The sequence below is a fragment of the Pseudomonas sp. LBUM1661 genome (genome assembly GCF_059695925.1).
The window spans coordinates 4,178,651-4,193,180 of record NZ_CP166794.1; the positions used below are offsets into that span (position 1 = coordinate 4,178,651).

The following is a 14,530-nucleotide window of genomic DNA, read 5'->3' on the forward strand; positions in this document are numbered from 1 at the left end:
TACCTGTAGGCCCCTGGTCTACTCCAGGAGCCCTGCGCGTTCACTTAAACGTTGATTCGGGTGCTCTTGCCTGATCTGACGCCCACCAACGCATTGAACACGGACGTTTCAAGCGGTCGGCTCAAGAAATAGCCCTGGCCTTCGTCGCACGATACGGCTTTCAACAGTTTTAAATGCTCGGCTGTTTCAATGCCTTCTGCGGTAACGGTCAGTGATAACGCGCGGCCCAAGCCCACGATCGCCTGGATGATGGACTTGTCATCGTCGCTTTCACCCAGCCGGTTTAAAAAGCTGCGGTCTATCTTCAGGCCATCGAATGGGAAGGTGCGCAGGTAACTCAGCGAAGAATATCCGGTACCAAAGTCGTCCATGGCAATGCGCACGCCGAGGCGTTTGAGCGTATGCATGATCTCAAGCGCGCCTTCGGCGTCTTCGAGCATGACGCTTTCAGTAATCTCCAGCTCTACCCGGGCAGGATCGATACCAGAGTCGAGGAGTATTGTCTGGACTCGCTCAACCAGATTGCCTCGCTTGAATTCGCTGGGCGAGAGGTTGACCGACACGAAGAGACTGTCTGGCCACCCGGCTGCGCATTTGCAAGCAGTGTCGATGACCCAGTTGCTCAAGGAAAGAATCAGCCCGCTTTCTTCCGCGATGGGGATAAAGGTGTCGGGTGATATCAAACCACGCTCAGGATGTTGCCACCGCACCAACGCTTCGGCACCGACCATCTGGCCGTCGGCAATGCGATAGCGTGGCTGGAAATGCAGTCGCAGCTCTCCGTGGTTGATCGCGAAACGCAAGTCGCTTTCCAACCGGCGGCGTTCAATGATCTTCGCGTTCATATCGCCGGCGTAGAAGCGCCAGGTGTTACGACCTCCGGCCTTGGCCTCGTACAGCGCGATGTCCGCATAGCGAAGCAACTCGGTCGCCTCGCAAGCGTCATTGGGCGCCATCGCGATGCCGATACTGGCACTGACAAACACTTCCTGTTCATCAATCTGTACGGGCTGCTCGATGGACGCGATCAACCGGTGGCAGAGCGCCTCGACTTCGTCCTGGGAGCTCACATCGGTGAGGATGAGTACAAACTCATCCCCGCCGATTCGGGCAACCAGATCCCCGTGGCGAACGCAGGCCGCCAGGCGGCTCGACACCTCGTTAAGCACCCGATCACCGGCCGCATGCCCAAGCAGGTCATTCACCGGTTTAAATCGGTCAAGGTCCAGGCTGAGCATGACTAACGGTTGTTCCACCGTTGGCAGAGCCTTGAGTTTACCGTCGAGAAACTCCTGCAGCCGTGTCCTGTTGGGCAACCCGGTCAGGGCGTCATGCTGAGAGAGAAATTCGATGCGCCGACGGGCTTCGACTTCTTCGGTGACGTCGGTTGCAGTCCCGCGAAAGCCTCCACAGGTCATTGCTCGCGCCGACAGACGCGTGATTCGCTCTTGGCCTTGATGATCGACGTAGCGGCACTGAACGCTGATATCCGGGCGCCGATTCGGCACAGTGAGCCACCCCGATACCGTGCCTGACTCAGTGCGCAGCAGATCATTCATCGCCGCCCCTACCCAAGCGTCCCTGGAGAGTCCCGTTACCGCCTCAAATCGCTCGGACAGATAGGTGAAACGCCAGTCAGCGTCTATTTCCCATACCCAGTCCGAGCTGGCTTCAACGACATCGCGAAAGCGCGCTTCACTGGTGGCGAGCGCGCTCTGACTGCTCTGCAGCGATGCATAGCTGGCGTCAAGCGCCCGCGCACCCGAGGTCGTGCGGCGCAGGATGACCCATGTCATCAGGTACACCAACAGCGCGGCGAGGCCGATCCACGGCAACCCCAGCCCCAATAATCGCAGGCCCGGCGTGGGTGGGTTCCAGTGCAAACTGCCCCCGGCACCGTTCTCGCCCAAGGGAAAGACAGACGTTTTGCCAACATCGTCGGACGTCGCGAGGTGCAGGCCATTGATCCCGTAATCCTTGCCTATCACCTCGAGTTTGGCGCTGTCCAAAAGGTCGACGAAAATCAATACCGACGACGACCGGTCATCAGGCACCACGGTCGGGTCAGTGCCCGGCGTAATCGCCGCTGCCGTGACGAGGGCGGGTGTGCCGCCAACGTCAATGAAAGCGCTTACTGGCGTTTCCGTTTCTGCGCCTGCACGAGCCTGTTCAAGAATCGCGGCGATGGACTGCCCTAGCCATTTCTCCACTTCAACGGATTTGAGTTCACCGTTGACCACAGAGTAAACAGTGCGATTGACGTCGTTGACGACAAACAGTCCCTGGAAGCCAAAATCCGTGTAAAGCGTTGGCCCGATGTTTTGGCGTACGTAGGCCCAGTCAGTGTCGACTTCAGCATGCAAGTGTTTGTAGGCATCGCCCCAAAACGCGTAATCCTTGGCTGTCGAACGCAGCGATTTTTCCAGCGCTTGCACGGCCTTCTTCGTATAAAAGGCACTTTCGAGCTCCTCCGTACGGTCGAGATCCTGCGCAAGATAAATCAGTGAATAGCTCGCGAGTAAAAAGACGCCGGCCAAGAGCCCCACAAACTTGAACAGAGAGGCACGTGTCAACGCCACGCTTGAGCGATTGGACTGAGAGGAGACGATTGGTGGGAAGTTGTTCGGCATAGGTTCCCGCGGGTCGTTAAGGCAGGTCGGCTGCATATCACGCTATCGGCTGCCACCGCTGAAATGTGAGCGCCCATACGTCGCCCCGCCCCATCCGCCACCAGCGGCGCCCACCTCGCACAACGCCGGCCCCTGACAGGCTCAGGCAGATCAGGGGCCGGTGATGACGATACCTACCCGGCAGCCAATCGTCTTTTCGGCGAGGTATTCTCAAGAACGCCATCGACCATGTGCTGAACCAGGTACTGCGCATCCCGCGCCACGCCGGAGAAACGCCCCGAGCCCCACGTGTACAGCCATGGCAAACCGAGGAAGTACAAACCCGGCTGTGCCGTCACTCCACGTTGGTGGCCAGGATGACCACGACCGTTGAAGACTGGCGCTTCGACCCAGGTAAAGTCCGGGCTGAAACCAATACACCAGATGATGCTGGTGATGCCTTCGGCGTCGAGGTCCAGTTCGCTGCGCTCCTGCCCGGGTACCCAGGTTGGCTCATAACGTTCCCCCGCCGGGGCGTCGATCGCGTGCTGTTCGATGTACTTGTCGATCGACCCGTTGATCCGGTTGTACACCGCGTCGGCACTGTCCAGGCTCTCGCCCAGATTGCTGGCAAACTGCAGCCGGTTGCCTTGCAACCCATCCAGACGACCAAACAACTGCATGCCTTCGCGCGCGAAGTTGCGCAAGTCGATGTCCCGCCCGCCATCGCGACCGGTGACGTAATGGTTGGTGTTGTCGCGCACGCCTTCACGCAGCGGATGGGTGTCGACGCCAATCTCGTAGTAGCCCATTTCCGCCAGCCAATCGACCACGTCCTTGCCCCGGTAGAAGCGTGCGCAACGCGGTGCATCACCGACGGCCAGATAGACGTTGCGCCCGGCCAGGTGCAAGTCCTCGGCGATTTGCGCGCCCGACTGCCCGGAACCGACGACCAGCACATTACCGGCGGGCAAGGCCTGCGGATTGCGGTATTGCTCGGAGTGCAGCTGGTGAATACTCGCCGGCAAGCGCTCGGCCAGGCGCGGGATGATCGGCGTGTGATAACCGCCCGACGCGACAATCACCTGATCGGCCGTGAATTCGCCCTGCGAAGTGTGGACCTCGAATCCACCTTGGCTTCGCGGCACCACGCGTTGCACCGTGACGCCTTCACGGGCCGGGGCGTCGACTGATTTGACGAAGCCGGCCAGGTACTCGTTGATCTCGTCCTTCTTCATGAACCCATGAGGATCGCTGCCGTTGAAGCCGTCGCTGTAGGTGTAACCCGGTAAGGCGCATTGCCAGTTGGGCGTGACCAGACTGAACGCATCCCAGCGCTGGTTGCGCCAGGTGTGAGTCAGGCTGTGTTTTTCCAGGACCAGATGATCGATGCCCTGTTGTTGCAGGTAGTAGCTGGCGGATAACCCGGCCTGACCGCCGCCGACGACGATCACGCTGTGGTGTGGAATTTTGATTGAGGTGAGGTGGCTGGTCATGGGGTGCTCCGGTGCTGGGTAACGAAAAGGATTAAGGAAAAATCGATGAATCAGAATGAACTCCAACCCGCGCCGATCACTTGGCCTGCGCCTTCGGTACGCATGCTGAGAATGTCCACCTGGCCATTGGCGTGGGCTGGATCGACCAGATAACTGGCCTGGCCCTTGAGCGAACTCAAGGTGTCCATCGCTGAACTGCAGTAGAAACCCTTGACCTGCTTGACCCGTTCCGAGGCATTGTCCAGTGCGCTTTCGAGGCGTTGCAGAAAGTCCGTCAGCGGGTAACTGGCGCCCTCCTCCAGGTAGTGATAGATCACGGTCGAGGGTGAATAGCCGGTCGCTTCCCGGCCATTGGGCCAGCGGATTTTGAAATTGACGGCGGGCATGTCAGTGCTCCTGTTGATTAAGGTTCAAAGGGGTCAGATCGAGATGGGAGTAGCTGAAACCGGTAAACGGCTGCTCGCGCAGGTTCCAGAAATCGCTGCGTTGTGCGCCGGACCGGACACTCAATGTGCCACTGGCGTTGACCTGGCCAACGCGTTCGCAGCGCACGCCTTCGAAGGCAAAAGCGCTCTGCACCTGCGGCCAGTCACGCTCATCCAGCGTCATCAAAAAGCCGTAGCTGGGGAACACCTGAAGCCAGCGCGCGAGATCGGCATCCGCAGGACCGGGCAGCGCGGATAAATCGATGGTCGCGCCGCAGCCGGTGGTTTCCAGCAGCATCAACAGGCTGCCGAGAATCCCCGCGTTGCTGATGTCCTTGGCCGCCTTCAGCCGTCCCGCTTCGGCCAGGCGCGGCAACACGTCGAGCTTGCTGCGCAGGCGCTCGGCCGGTACGCCTTCGAAGGCTTTCCAGTACGTGCTGTCGGCATGCCAATGCCCTTCAAGGTCCACCGCCATGGCGACGACCTGACCGGGCGCGACATGCAAGGTCGACAGTAATGTTTTCGCGATACCGGTAATCGCTACCGCCAGCGCCGCCGGATTACCCGTCATGAGACTGGTGTGCCCACCGGCCAGCAGTAATCCGTAGGCGTCGCATGCGGCGCGAATACCCGCCAACAATTGCTGCGCGGCAGCGTCGTCGTGATGCCAATAAGCGTTGACCACTGCCGTGGCACGACCGCCCATGGCGGTGATGTCGCTGACATTGGCCATGACCGCCGACCATCCGGCAAACCACGGCGCTGCCGCGACGAAGGCCGGCAACATGCCTTCGATGGCCAGCAATTGAAAATGATCGCCACAGGCAATCGCTGCGGTGTCATCGCCGGGCAAGGCGTAAAGCTGCTCGCGGGTCAGCGCGTGTGTCGCACTGCCGATGACGGCGGCGGGTTGCTGGATCGCCTGTTTCGAGCGCATCGCCGGGGTAGTGCGCAGGCTGTCGAGCAGCGCCGCCAAATCAAGAAAATCACTCATGGCGAGCCACCTTCAGCGCGCGCAATGAGACCTGGCGCGGCATCAGCGGGTAGCTCGACAAATCCGCCTGCATCAAACAATGCGGTTGCCCGAGCAACTCCAGCTGTTCGAGGGTTTTCCAGCACAAGCCGTGAAAATAGACTTCGTTCTGCGCCTGCACAGTCGCGCGAAAAACCTCGCAGCCCAGCTCCTTGGCCCGTGACACCGCTTCGTTGACCAACGCCTTGCCGATCATGCTGTGCCGCCGATACGCCGGGGCGACGCACAAGCGCCCGCCAAACCACAGGCCGGGCTCCGGCTGATAGATGCGCACCGCGCCCACCACCTGATCGGCGATCCCGCAATTGCCGGCCAGGGCGACGATGGCAATCGCCTGGAAATCATGGCTGTCCTTGTCCTGTTTCAGCAGTTGTTGCTCATCGGAAAACACCGAGCGTCGCAGGGCGAAATAGGCCTGCTTCTCCCAGTGTTCGCTGGCAGGCTTGACCAGCAGTTCACCGGCGCGGAACGGTTCAAAGGTGCTGTCGACCAACGCAAAGGCGAGATTCGGCATGGGTGTTCTCCGGCTTATTCGTAGCTTTTCAGGGCCGAGCACGCGCCACATTTGGCGCAGCCGGCGTTGATCTGATCGGAGTGCAAACCGTGACGACGCAGGCTGGCGCCGATCTGCGGATACAGGCGGGCCATCATCGTGCTGTCGGGTTTCGGGTGATTGGCCAACGGCGTGCCGTCAATGGGTACGAATGGCACCACGAACGGGTACACACCCAGCGCACACAAGCGCTCGCTCATCTCACTGATCGCCGCTTCGCTGTCGCCCAGTCCGGCCAGAATGTAGGTACTGACCTGGCCCCGACCGAAGACGTCGACCGCCGCGCTGAAGGCTTCGAAATAGCGGCTGAGCGGCACTTCGGCCTTACCGGGCATGATCCGCTGGCGCACCTCGTCAGTGACCGCTTCCAGGTGCATGCCGAGCGACACCACGCCGCTGTCAGCCAGGCGTTGAAACCAGCGATCATCGTCCGGCGGCTCGCACTGCGCCTGAATCGGCAGAGCGACCGCAGCCGTCACCGCAGCGGCGGACTCACACAAAATCGCCGCGCCACGGTCCGGGGTTTGCGGCGTGCCGGTGGTCATCACCATGTGCTTGACGCCATCCAGTTCCACTGCGGCTTTTGCCACTTCGGCCAATTGCTGCGGGCGTTTGCGGGCAATGGTCTTGCCCGCCGCCAGCGACTGGCCGATGGCGCAGAACTGGCAGGAACTGCCGCGATCATTGAAGCGAATGCAATGCTGCAACACGGTGGTCGCGAGGACATCGCTGCTGTGCAGCGTGGCGATTTTCCAATAGGGAATGCCGTCAGCCGTGCTCAATCCGTAGAACTTCGGCACGCCGGGCATCTGCACCTGACCGACCTGCAAGCCTTCGCGAAAGATCAACGCCTGGCTGCCATCGGCGCTGGGCTGCGCTTGATAAGGTGAATCCTGGGAGGCTTGATTGAGGATCGGCACCATCATGGTCCGGCTGCCAACACTCAGCGCCTTGTGATCCGAAGGCCCGGCGCCACCTTGTCGCGACAAGCCGTTGTGCGCCGCGGGCCACCGCACGCCATGGCATTGCAGCTCGGCGAGCAATTCATTGGTTTGCATGATCGAGCTCCTCGGTGATCGCCGGCACAAGGTGCGCGCTGCGTTCGTGCACGTGCGCCGTGGGGGTGCGATCGATCAACAGGCTGAGCAGTTCCGGGCGACTGTAATGCCCGACCGAATCCATCATCCGTTTGCGCTTGTCGATCAGGGCCAGATCGAGATCGGCAATCACCACGCCTTCGCCGGAACGCAGTGGCTCACCGAGCAATTTGCCTTCGGGCGAGACGATGGCGGTGAAGCAGCCACCCGAGATCGGGCCGAGGCCACAACCGGTGTCCTGCATGATCTGGCCCTGCTGATCGGCGTCCAGCCACGCGGTGGCGTTGACCACGAAACAGCCGGACTCGAGGGCGTGATGGCGGATGGTGACTTCGATCTGCTCGGCGAAAATGTCACCCACCAGAGAACCGGGGAACATCGCCGCGTGAATCTGCTCGCCGTCAGCCATCAAGGCATAACGGGCCAGCGGGTTGTAATGCTCCCAGCAGGCCAGCGAGCCGATGCGCCCGACGGCGCTGTCGATGGCGCGCAGACCGGAACCATCGCCCTGCCCCCAGACCATGCGTTCGTGGTAGGTCGGGGTGATTTTGCGTCGATGCTGAATCAGGCTGCCGTCGGCATCGAAGAGCAGTTGTGCGTTGTAGATCGTGCCGCCATCGCGCTCATTGACGCCGATGGAGACGACCATCCCCGCTTGCTTGCAGGCTTCGCCAATCGCCAGGGTGGCAGCGGACGGCACCGTGACCGATTGATCGAGCAATTTGAGGTGCTGTGCGCCCATGGCAAATGCCGGCTGCACAAACGAAAAGTACGGGTAGTAAGGCACCACCGTTTCCGGGAACACGGCGAACTGCACGCCTTGTCGACCGAGGGCGATGATCTGTTGGCAGACCTTGTCCACGGTGCCTTCGCGGCTGTAAAGCACCGGGCTGATCTGTACGGCGGCTGCGCGAATATTGGGCATGGTGGTTCCTGTGTTCGTAAATTTTTTGAAATCTGCGCGGTCCCCTGTGGGAGCGGGCTTGCTCGCGAAGGCGGTGTGTCATACGGCAGCGATGTCGACTGACACTCCCTCTTCGCGAGCAAGCCCGCTCCCACAGGGGCAGTGTTCAACCCAGCGGCATTGGGACAATGCTGGGGATGTCAGGCAGTCCAGGTGTCGATGATCATCGCGCCCTCACGGCGCATCAGCAGGCGCAGGTCCATCACGTCCAGCGGGTTGATCGGGCGAATCCCTTCGATCAGGGCTTTTTCGGTCTGGCCGTACAAGGCTTGCAGGGCGAAACGGCAGGCGTAGACCTCACCGCCCTCTTCCATGAACTGGATGAGTTGCTTGTTCACCGCCAGGTGTCCGGGGAATGCTTCGGCGCCGAGGGTCGGGAAGCCGCGCTGCACGCCCAGCTGAACGCCGGGTCCGTAGAGCAGGATTTTGGTTTCGAAACCTTTGCGCAGCAGGCGCTTGGCCTGAAGCATGTTGACCAGGCCAATGGAGCCCTCGAAGGCGATGGTGTGGAAGGTGATAAGGACCTTTTCGCCAGGCTCGGCCTTGATGTCCTCAAAGACTTTTTCTTCGTAATTGACCAGGAAGTCGCCGTCTTTGTAATGGGGGATGTCCACGGTGGGCATAGTGTCGCTCTCCAGTTGCTTCGTGCTTGAACGCCAGCCTGGGTTGGCTGCCGGGTTACAGGAGAGAGAGCGAACGCCGTGCCAGGAAATAAAATTATTTTCGGTGCAGGGCTAAGTGGTTGATTAGGTTGGAAATGGCCATCTGATCCGGTTTTTCAAGGCGTTTCTGATGCTATCGGTGAATCACGCATTCCCGTAGAAATACGAATATTCGTAGCGGCCAATCACGAGATTTCGTAGCAATGAACGAAGCCATGAACGAAACAGACTCTCTCAACGGCTGGGCCGACCTGGCCTATTCGTCACGGCACATGGTGTTCGAGCATTGCGCCGAAGCCATCGCGCTGCTTAATCCGTTTTCCGATCGACTGGGCGACCTGAACATTGCCGCCTGCAAGTTGCTCGGTTACCCGCGCCAGGAATTGCTGGAGCTGCCGGTGAGCAAGCTGTTCGGCCACCAATTGGCCGACCTGATCGTGTTCACTCAGGCGGTGATGGACAAAGGTCGCGGTTGGACCGAAGAGTTGAGTTGCAACTGCAAGAGCGGCGAACGCATCGAGCTGGAAATCTCCGCCACGACCTTGCAGATCAAGGGCGAGCAACAGCTGATCCTGGTGATGCGCGAGCTGAGCCATGAGAAATACCAGCGTGACCAGGCCCATACCGAGCGCACCATGCGCGGCGGGCTGATCGAGTGGCGCAACATCCTCAACCTGTTTCAGGAAAGTGAGCGCGACAATCAGTTGCTGCTCAGTTCCGTGGGCGACGGCATCTACAGCATCAACAGCGAGGGCCTGGCCACCTTCGTCAACCCGGCCGGCGCGCGCATGTTGGGTTGGGAGCCGCAGGACATGATCGGCAAGAACATCCACCGCATTCACCACCACACCCATGCCGACGGCAGCCATTACCCGGTCGAAGAGTGCCCGATCTACAAAGCCGTACGCGACGGCGTGGTTCATGAAGGCCGTCAGGAAGTGTTCTGGCGCCGTGACGGCAGTTCGTTCCCGGTGGAATTCACCAGTACTCCGGTGATTTCCGACGGCCGAATCGTCGGTGCGGTGGTGGTGTTTCGCGACATCACTGAGCGGCGCAGCACCGAAAACCAGCTGCAAAATGCCCTCGATGAACTCAAGGTGCTCAAGGATCGGCTCGAAGAGCAGAACGCCTATTTGCAGGAAGAGATCCATATCGAACACAACTTCCGCGAGATCGTCGGCCAGAGCGAACCGATCCTGAAAATCATCCGGCAGATCGACGTGGTCGCCCCCACTGATGCCAGCGTGTTGATCAATGGCGAGTCGGGGACGGGCAAAGAGTTGATCGCCCGCGCGATCCATCAGGCCAGCCGCCGCAATGCCAGCCCGCTGATCCGGGTCAACTGCGCGGCGATCCCTGCCGAATTGTTTGAAAGCGAGTTCTTCGGGCACATTCGCGGTGCCTTTACCGGCGCTGTGCGAGACCGCGTCGGGCGTTTTGAACTGGCCGATGGCGGGACGTTGTTTCTCGATGAAATCGGTGAAATTCCGCTGGAACTGCAAAGCAAACTGCTGCGGGTGTTGCAGGAAGGCCAGTTCGAACGGGTCGGTGAAGAACGCACCCGCAAGGTCGACGTGCGGATTATCGCCGCAACCAACCGCGATTTGCGCCAGGAAGTCGCAGCGAAGCATTTTCGCGAAGATCTGTATTTCCGCCTCAACGTTTTCCCGATCCAGTCGCCGGCGCTGCGTGAACGTCCGATGGATATCGCGCCTCTGGCGGCGCACTTCCTCAAACAGACCGGCAAGCGTCTGAACATGCCCGGACGGCGTCTGCGCAACAGCGATATCGAGCGGCTGCAAAGCTATTCCTGGCCGGGCAATATCCGCGAGCTGCAAAACGTCATTGAGCGCGCACTGATCACCTCGAACGGCGCCGACCTGAACCTCGACCTTCCCGATGAACCTAAAACCATCGCCCCTCACCAGCCTTCTCCTTCGTCGACGATCATGACCGACGCGCAGATTCGCGAACTGGAGCGCAACAACATGCAGGCCGCGCTCAAGGCCAGCGACGGCAAATTGTTTGGTAAAGGTGGTGCCGCCGAACTACTGGGCCTCAAACCCACGACATTGGCTTCGCGGTTCAAGCGCCTGGAAATCAAGCTGGACGAATAGCAGCAACGCATCCCTGTAGCGACACAAACAGCGTTACGCAATCTCGTGAATCGCTCTACGAAGATTCGTATTTCTACGTAATTGCGTAGGGTCGCCTCGACTTAAATGACACTGCGATTAATCAATATTTATGTTTTAAATCAAACAGTTAATCAACACACAAACAACCGCAACAAACTGGTACGGCATTCGCAACGGGCTACTCACCCGCCTGACGGATATCTACCATGCCGACATTCATTGCCACGCGTTCAGAAACCTACCTCGCTTCGATGCCCAATCTGGCCTTCACCGGACTGTCGGAAAACTGGTTGCTGAAAGAGTGCGGCCATCAACATTGGCTCGCATTGGCCCAACTGCACAATCGGCCGCTGCCTGATTTCGTCGATGAGCAAGGACGTATCGCCTATGCCGCGTTCACCGCCGTAAAAACCTGGAATCTAAAGCTGGAAGCGATCATCGAGAATCGCGCGTTCCAGATCCATACCCGCATCGGTCGCGGTGGGCAGGCTCGGCATTACAGCGAACATGAGGTCAGGCTTGGCGACCGTGTCGTCGGGCAACTGGCATTGCTGTCCACCTTCGTCAGCCGTCACGTACCGGGCGACAATCGCAGTGTCAGCAAGGCTTGTCTCAAAGGCCGTCACGCACCCATAACACCGCTACCCGATGGATTGCAGGAACTGCACGCCGACAACCGGCGAATTCGCAGCGGTGACTGGCACACTCATTACGACGTAGACCGACAATCCACCGAGCCCGCGCGCGTGTTTGACTTCACGCCCTGCCCGGACATCGACTTCAACGGTGCCGATCTCCTGTACTTCGCCAGCTTCCAGGCCATGGTCGAGCGGGCGGAATGGGCCTTGTCGGGATTGCGTCGCCCCGGCCACATCCGCCAGCGCGAGCTGCATTTCTACGGCAACCTCAATATCAACGACAGCTTGCAGCTCAGGCTGCACATGGGCGAGCCCGGGCATCGAGAATCGCACTGGTGTGAAGTGTATCGGCGCAGCGACCTGTTCAAGCTGGCCGACGTGTTCACCCGCAAAATCCATCTCTCGGAGTGCAGCCGACCATGAGCCATCCTCCACTCTGGCGGCCCGAAGGCCTGCGACTGAAACCGGTGTATCACAGCAGCGACCTGGAGGGTCTTGAGCACCTGCACAGCCTGCCCGGCAAGGCACCGTTTGTACGCGGCCCCTACACGAGCATGTACCCGGAAAAACCCTGGACCGTGCGCCAATACACCGGATTCGCCGGTGCCGACGCCAGCAACCGGCGGCTACGGCAACGCTTGGCCGAGGGCGCCACGGGTTTATCACTGGCGTTCGATTTGCCGACCCATCGCGGCTACGACTCCAGCGATCCGCAATGGCAGGCCGATGTCGGCAAGGCCGGTGTCGCCATCGATAGCGTCGAAGACATGGCTGAACTGCTGGACGGCATTGCCCTGGACCAGGTCTCGGTGTCGCTCACCATGAACGGCGCCGTACTGCCGGTGCTGGCAGCCTTCATCGTTGCCGCCGAAGAATCCGGCGTCGCACCGGAACACCTCAGTGGCACGATCCAGAACGATATCCTCAAAGAGTTCACGGTACGCAACACCTACATTTTTGCGCCGCAACCCTCGATGCGCATCACCACGGACGTGATCGGTTACCTGAACGAACACGTGCCGCGGTTCAACCCGATTTCGGTGTCCGGCTACCACTTTCAGGAGGCCGGTGCCGACGCTGTTTTGGAATTGGCACTGACCCTGATCAACGCCAAAACCTATGCTGAGCAGGTGCAAAAAAGCGGGCTCGATCTGCAGCGATTCTGTGAACGAATCAGCTTCTTTTTCGGCATCGGCAGCGATTTTTATACCGAAGTCGCCAAGTGTCGTGCAGCCCGCCTGCTCTGGTCCGAAATCACCCGGGCCTTGGGCATCCGGAGTGAAAAAGGTCAGGCGTTGCGCATGCACTGCCAGACATCAGGCTGGTCGCTGTCAGCTCAGGACCCGCTCAACAACATCACGCGAACCACCGTCCAGGCCATGGCGGCGGTATTTGGCGGTACGCAGTCTCTGCATACCAACGCCTGGGACGAAGCGTTGGCGCTACCCAGTGAGGCGTCGTCAAGATTGGCCAGCAATACCCAACATATCCTTCAACAGGAAACCGGACTTTGTGATGTGGTCGACCCGTGGGCAGGGTCTTACATGATGGAAGCCCTGACGGCACAACTGGCCGCGCAGGTGCGTCAACAGATGGCGCAGATTGATGCTCAAGGCGGAGTGTTGCAGTCGATAGAATCGGGGGCGATCAGCCAGGCCATTCATCTCCAGGCCATGGTCACCCAGGCCCGACTTGAAAGCGGGATTCAACGGCGTGTCGCTTCAAGTGAGGCGGCGCAAGAAGCGGCGGCAGCCATCGACAGTCAGGCCCTGCGCGCCCGCCAATGCCAACGCCTGAGCCGCTTGCGACTGAGGCGCGACACCGCTCGGGTTGACGCCCTTCTGGATTCGATCACTGAGTGCGCACGCTCGGGTCAGGGTAATCTGCTGGCGGTGACCGTCGCGGCCATCAGGGCACGAGCGACCCTGGGCGAATGCACCCAGGCACTGGAAAAGGTATGGCCACGTTTCCGGCAGGATCTGAGTTTTCGCGCCGGCCACTACGGCCCTTCTCTTAGCGAGCAACCGGGCTGGGCGCTGGTCGGTGCGCGCATCTTGACCTTCGTCGCCGACCATGGCCGGTCGCCGAGGATTCTGCTGACCAAACTGGGCCAGGACGGCCATGACCGTGGGATTCGGCTAATGGCCGCTGCATTGGCCGATGCCGGTTTCGAGGTAAAACTTCTGCCGCTGTTTCGAACGCCGATTCAGTTACTGCAATCACTGGATGAAAAGCGCCCGGTGGACCTGATCGGGGTGTCGAGTCTGGCCGGGGCGCACAACGAATTACTCGTTGAGCTGCTGAGTGTATTGAGCGAACGCGAACTCGACATTCCGGTGGTGGTGGGAGGCATCATTCCGCAGGCCGATGCGAGTCAGTTGCTGAGCCTGGGAATCAAGGCGTGTTTCGGTCCGGGGCAGGAGGTGATTGAAATCATCGAACAGCTAGTCGATCTGCTCGTCCCTACTCAGCTACCACGCGAAAATCGAAGCACAACACATTGCCCGGACAACTCCGTGCTGCCCTCGTGGGCGGCGCAGGTCTAGAGCAAAGATGAGATTGTAAGGAAATGGCAGGGGCGGCTGGATTCGAACCAACGCATGGCAGGATCAAAACCTGCTGCCTTACCGCTTGGCGACGCCCCTGTAGGTGTTGCGACGAGTGCCTGGCACTCTTGGTGAAATTGCAGGTGGCGAGCAGCTTCGAGTAACTGCTTTCGCCAAGGTCGTGTAATGGCCTCTGCAAGATGCGCGGGAATTTATCAACTTTCGCTCCGGGTGAAAAGCCCTATTAAAAATAAATTTGTTTAAAAACAGCCGCTTACCATTACTTGAAAGCAGATACAACCCTCTCCGAAATTTTTCTGCAAACGGAGCGCGGCCCAAAGCACTGTAACGAACCAGGCGCTCTGAAAG

11 protein-coding genes and 1 tRNA gene are annotated in these 14,530 nt (G+C 59.8%); 3 read left to right on the forward strand and 9 right to left on the reverse strand.

Translation table 11 applies throughout. The features are described from left to right. Nucleotides 1-44 precede the first annotated feature (44 nt). The 8 genes from ACA057_RS19135 to ACA057_RS19170 form a co-directional block, all read right to left on the reverse strand. Nucleotides 45-2,630 carry a bifunctional diguanylate cyclase/phosphodiesterase gene (locus ACA057_RS19135; protein WP_497341359.1) on the reverse strand — a complete coding sequence of 862 codons (2,586 nt, stop codon included), beginning with the start codon at nucleotides 2,628-2,630 and terminating at the stop codon, nucleotides 45-47. Nucleotides 2,631-2,803: 173 nt separating this feature from the next. Continuing rightward, nucleotides 2,804-4,105: an MSMEG_0569 family flavin-dependent oxidoreductase gene (locus tag ACA057_RS19140; protein ID WP_497341361.1), complete on the reverse strand. Its 1,302-nt coding sequence runs from the start codon at nucleotides 4,103-4,105 to the stop codon at nucleotides 2,804-2,806. A gap of 50 nt (nucleotides 4,106-4,155) precedes the next feature. Beyond that, complete coding sequence (locus ACA057_RS19145; protein WP_497341363.1) at nucleotides 4,156-4,491, reverse strand: MSMEG_0570 family nitrogen starvation response protein; 336 nt, start codon at nucleotides 4,489-4,491, stop codon at nucleotides 4,156-4,158. 1 nt (nucleotide 4,492) lies between these two features. Beyond that, the gene (locus ACA057_RS19150; protein ID WP_497341365.1) at nucleotides 4,493-5,524 is read right to left on the reverse strand and encodes a sll0787 family AIR synthase-like protein; all 1,032 of its coding nucleotides are present in this window, start codon (nucleotides 5,522-5,524) and stop codon (nucleotides 4,493-4,495) included. Next, nucleotides 5,517-6,077 carry an MSMEG_0567/Sll0786 family nitrogen starvation N-acetyltransferase gene (locus ACA057_RS19155; RefSeq protein WP_497341367.1) on the reverse strand — a complete coding sequence of 187 codons (561 nt, stop codon included), beginning with the start codon at nucleotides 6,075-6,077 and terminating at the stop codon, nucleotides 5,517-5,519. The genes ACA057_RS19150 and ACA057_RS19155 overlap by 8 nt, the downstream gene beginning before the upstream one ends. Nucleotides 6,078-6,091: 14 nt before the next feature. Next, on the reverse strand, nucleotides 6,092-7,174 hold the full coding sequence (locus ACA057_RS19160; protein WP_497341369.1) for an MSMEG_0568 family radical SAM protein: 1,083 nt from the start codon (nucleotides 7,172-7,174) through the stop codon (nucleotides 6,092-6,094). Beyond that, on the reverse strand, nucleotides 7,161-8,138 hold the full coding sequence (locus ACA057_RS19165; RefSeq protein WP_497341371.1) for a Nit6803 family nitrilase: 978 nt from the start codon (nucleotides 8,136-8,138) through the stop codon (nucleotides 7,161-7,163). Before ACA057_RS19165 ends, ACA057_RS19160 begins: the two co-directional genes overlap by 14 nt. A gap of 179 nt (nucleotides 8,139-8,317) precedes the next feature. Then, complete coding sequence (locus ACA057_RS19170) at nucleotides 8,318-8,800, reverse strand: MSMEG_0572/Sll0783 family nitrogen starvation response protein (protein ID WP_007969977.1); 483 nt, start codon at nucleotides 8,798-8,800, stop codon at nucleotides 8,318-8,320. Nucleotides 8,801-9,054: 254 nt separating this feature from the next. Between ACA057_RS19170 and ACA057_RS19175 the strand changes: the two genes are divergently transcribed. From ACA057_RS19175 to scpA, 3 genes are all read left to right on the forward strand, one after another. Beyond that, nucleotides 9,055-10,956 (forward strand): sigma 54-interacting transcriptional regulator, encoded by a 1,902-nt coding sequence (locus ACA057_RS19175; protein WP_497341373.1) that lies wholly within the window; start codon nucleotides 9,055-9,057, stop codon nucleotides 10,954-10,956. A gap of 227 nt (nucleotides 10,957-11,183) precedes the next feature. Next, complete coding sequence (locus ACA057_RS19180; protein WP_497341375.1) at nucleotides 11,184-12,038, forward strand: Pnap_2097 family protein; 855 nt, start codon at nucleotides 11,184-11,186, stop codon at nucleotides 12,036-12,038. Beyond that, a complete protein-coding gene (scpA, locus tag ACA057_RS19185; RefSeq protein WP_497341377.1) occupies nucleotides 12,035-14,161 on the forward strand; it encodes a methylmalonyl-CoA mutase in 2,127 nt (708 codons plus the stop codon). Before ACA057_RS19180 ends, scpA begins: the two co-directional genes overlap by 4 nt. Nucleotides 14,162-14,185: 24 nt before the next feature. Here scpA and ACA057_RS19190 read toward each other — a convergent pair. After that, nucleotides 14,186-14,260 (reverse strand) — tRNA-Gln (locus ACA057_RS19190). Nucleotides 14,261-14,530 lie beyond the last annotated feature (270 nt).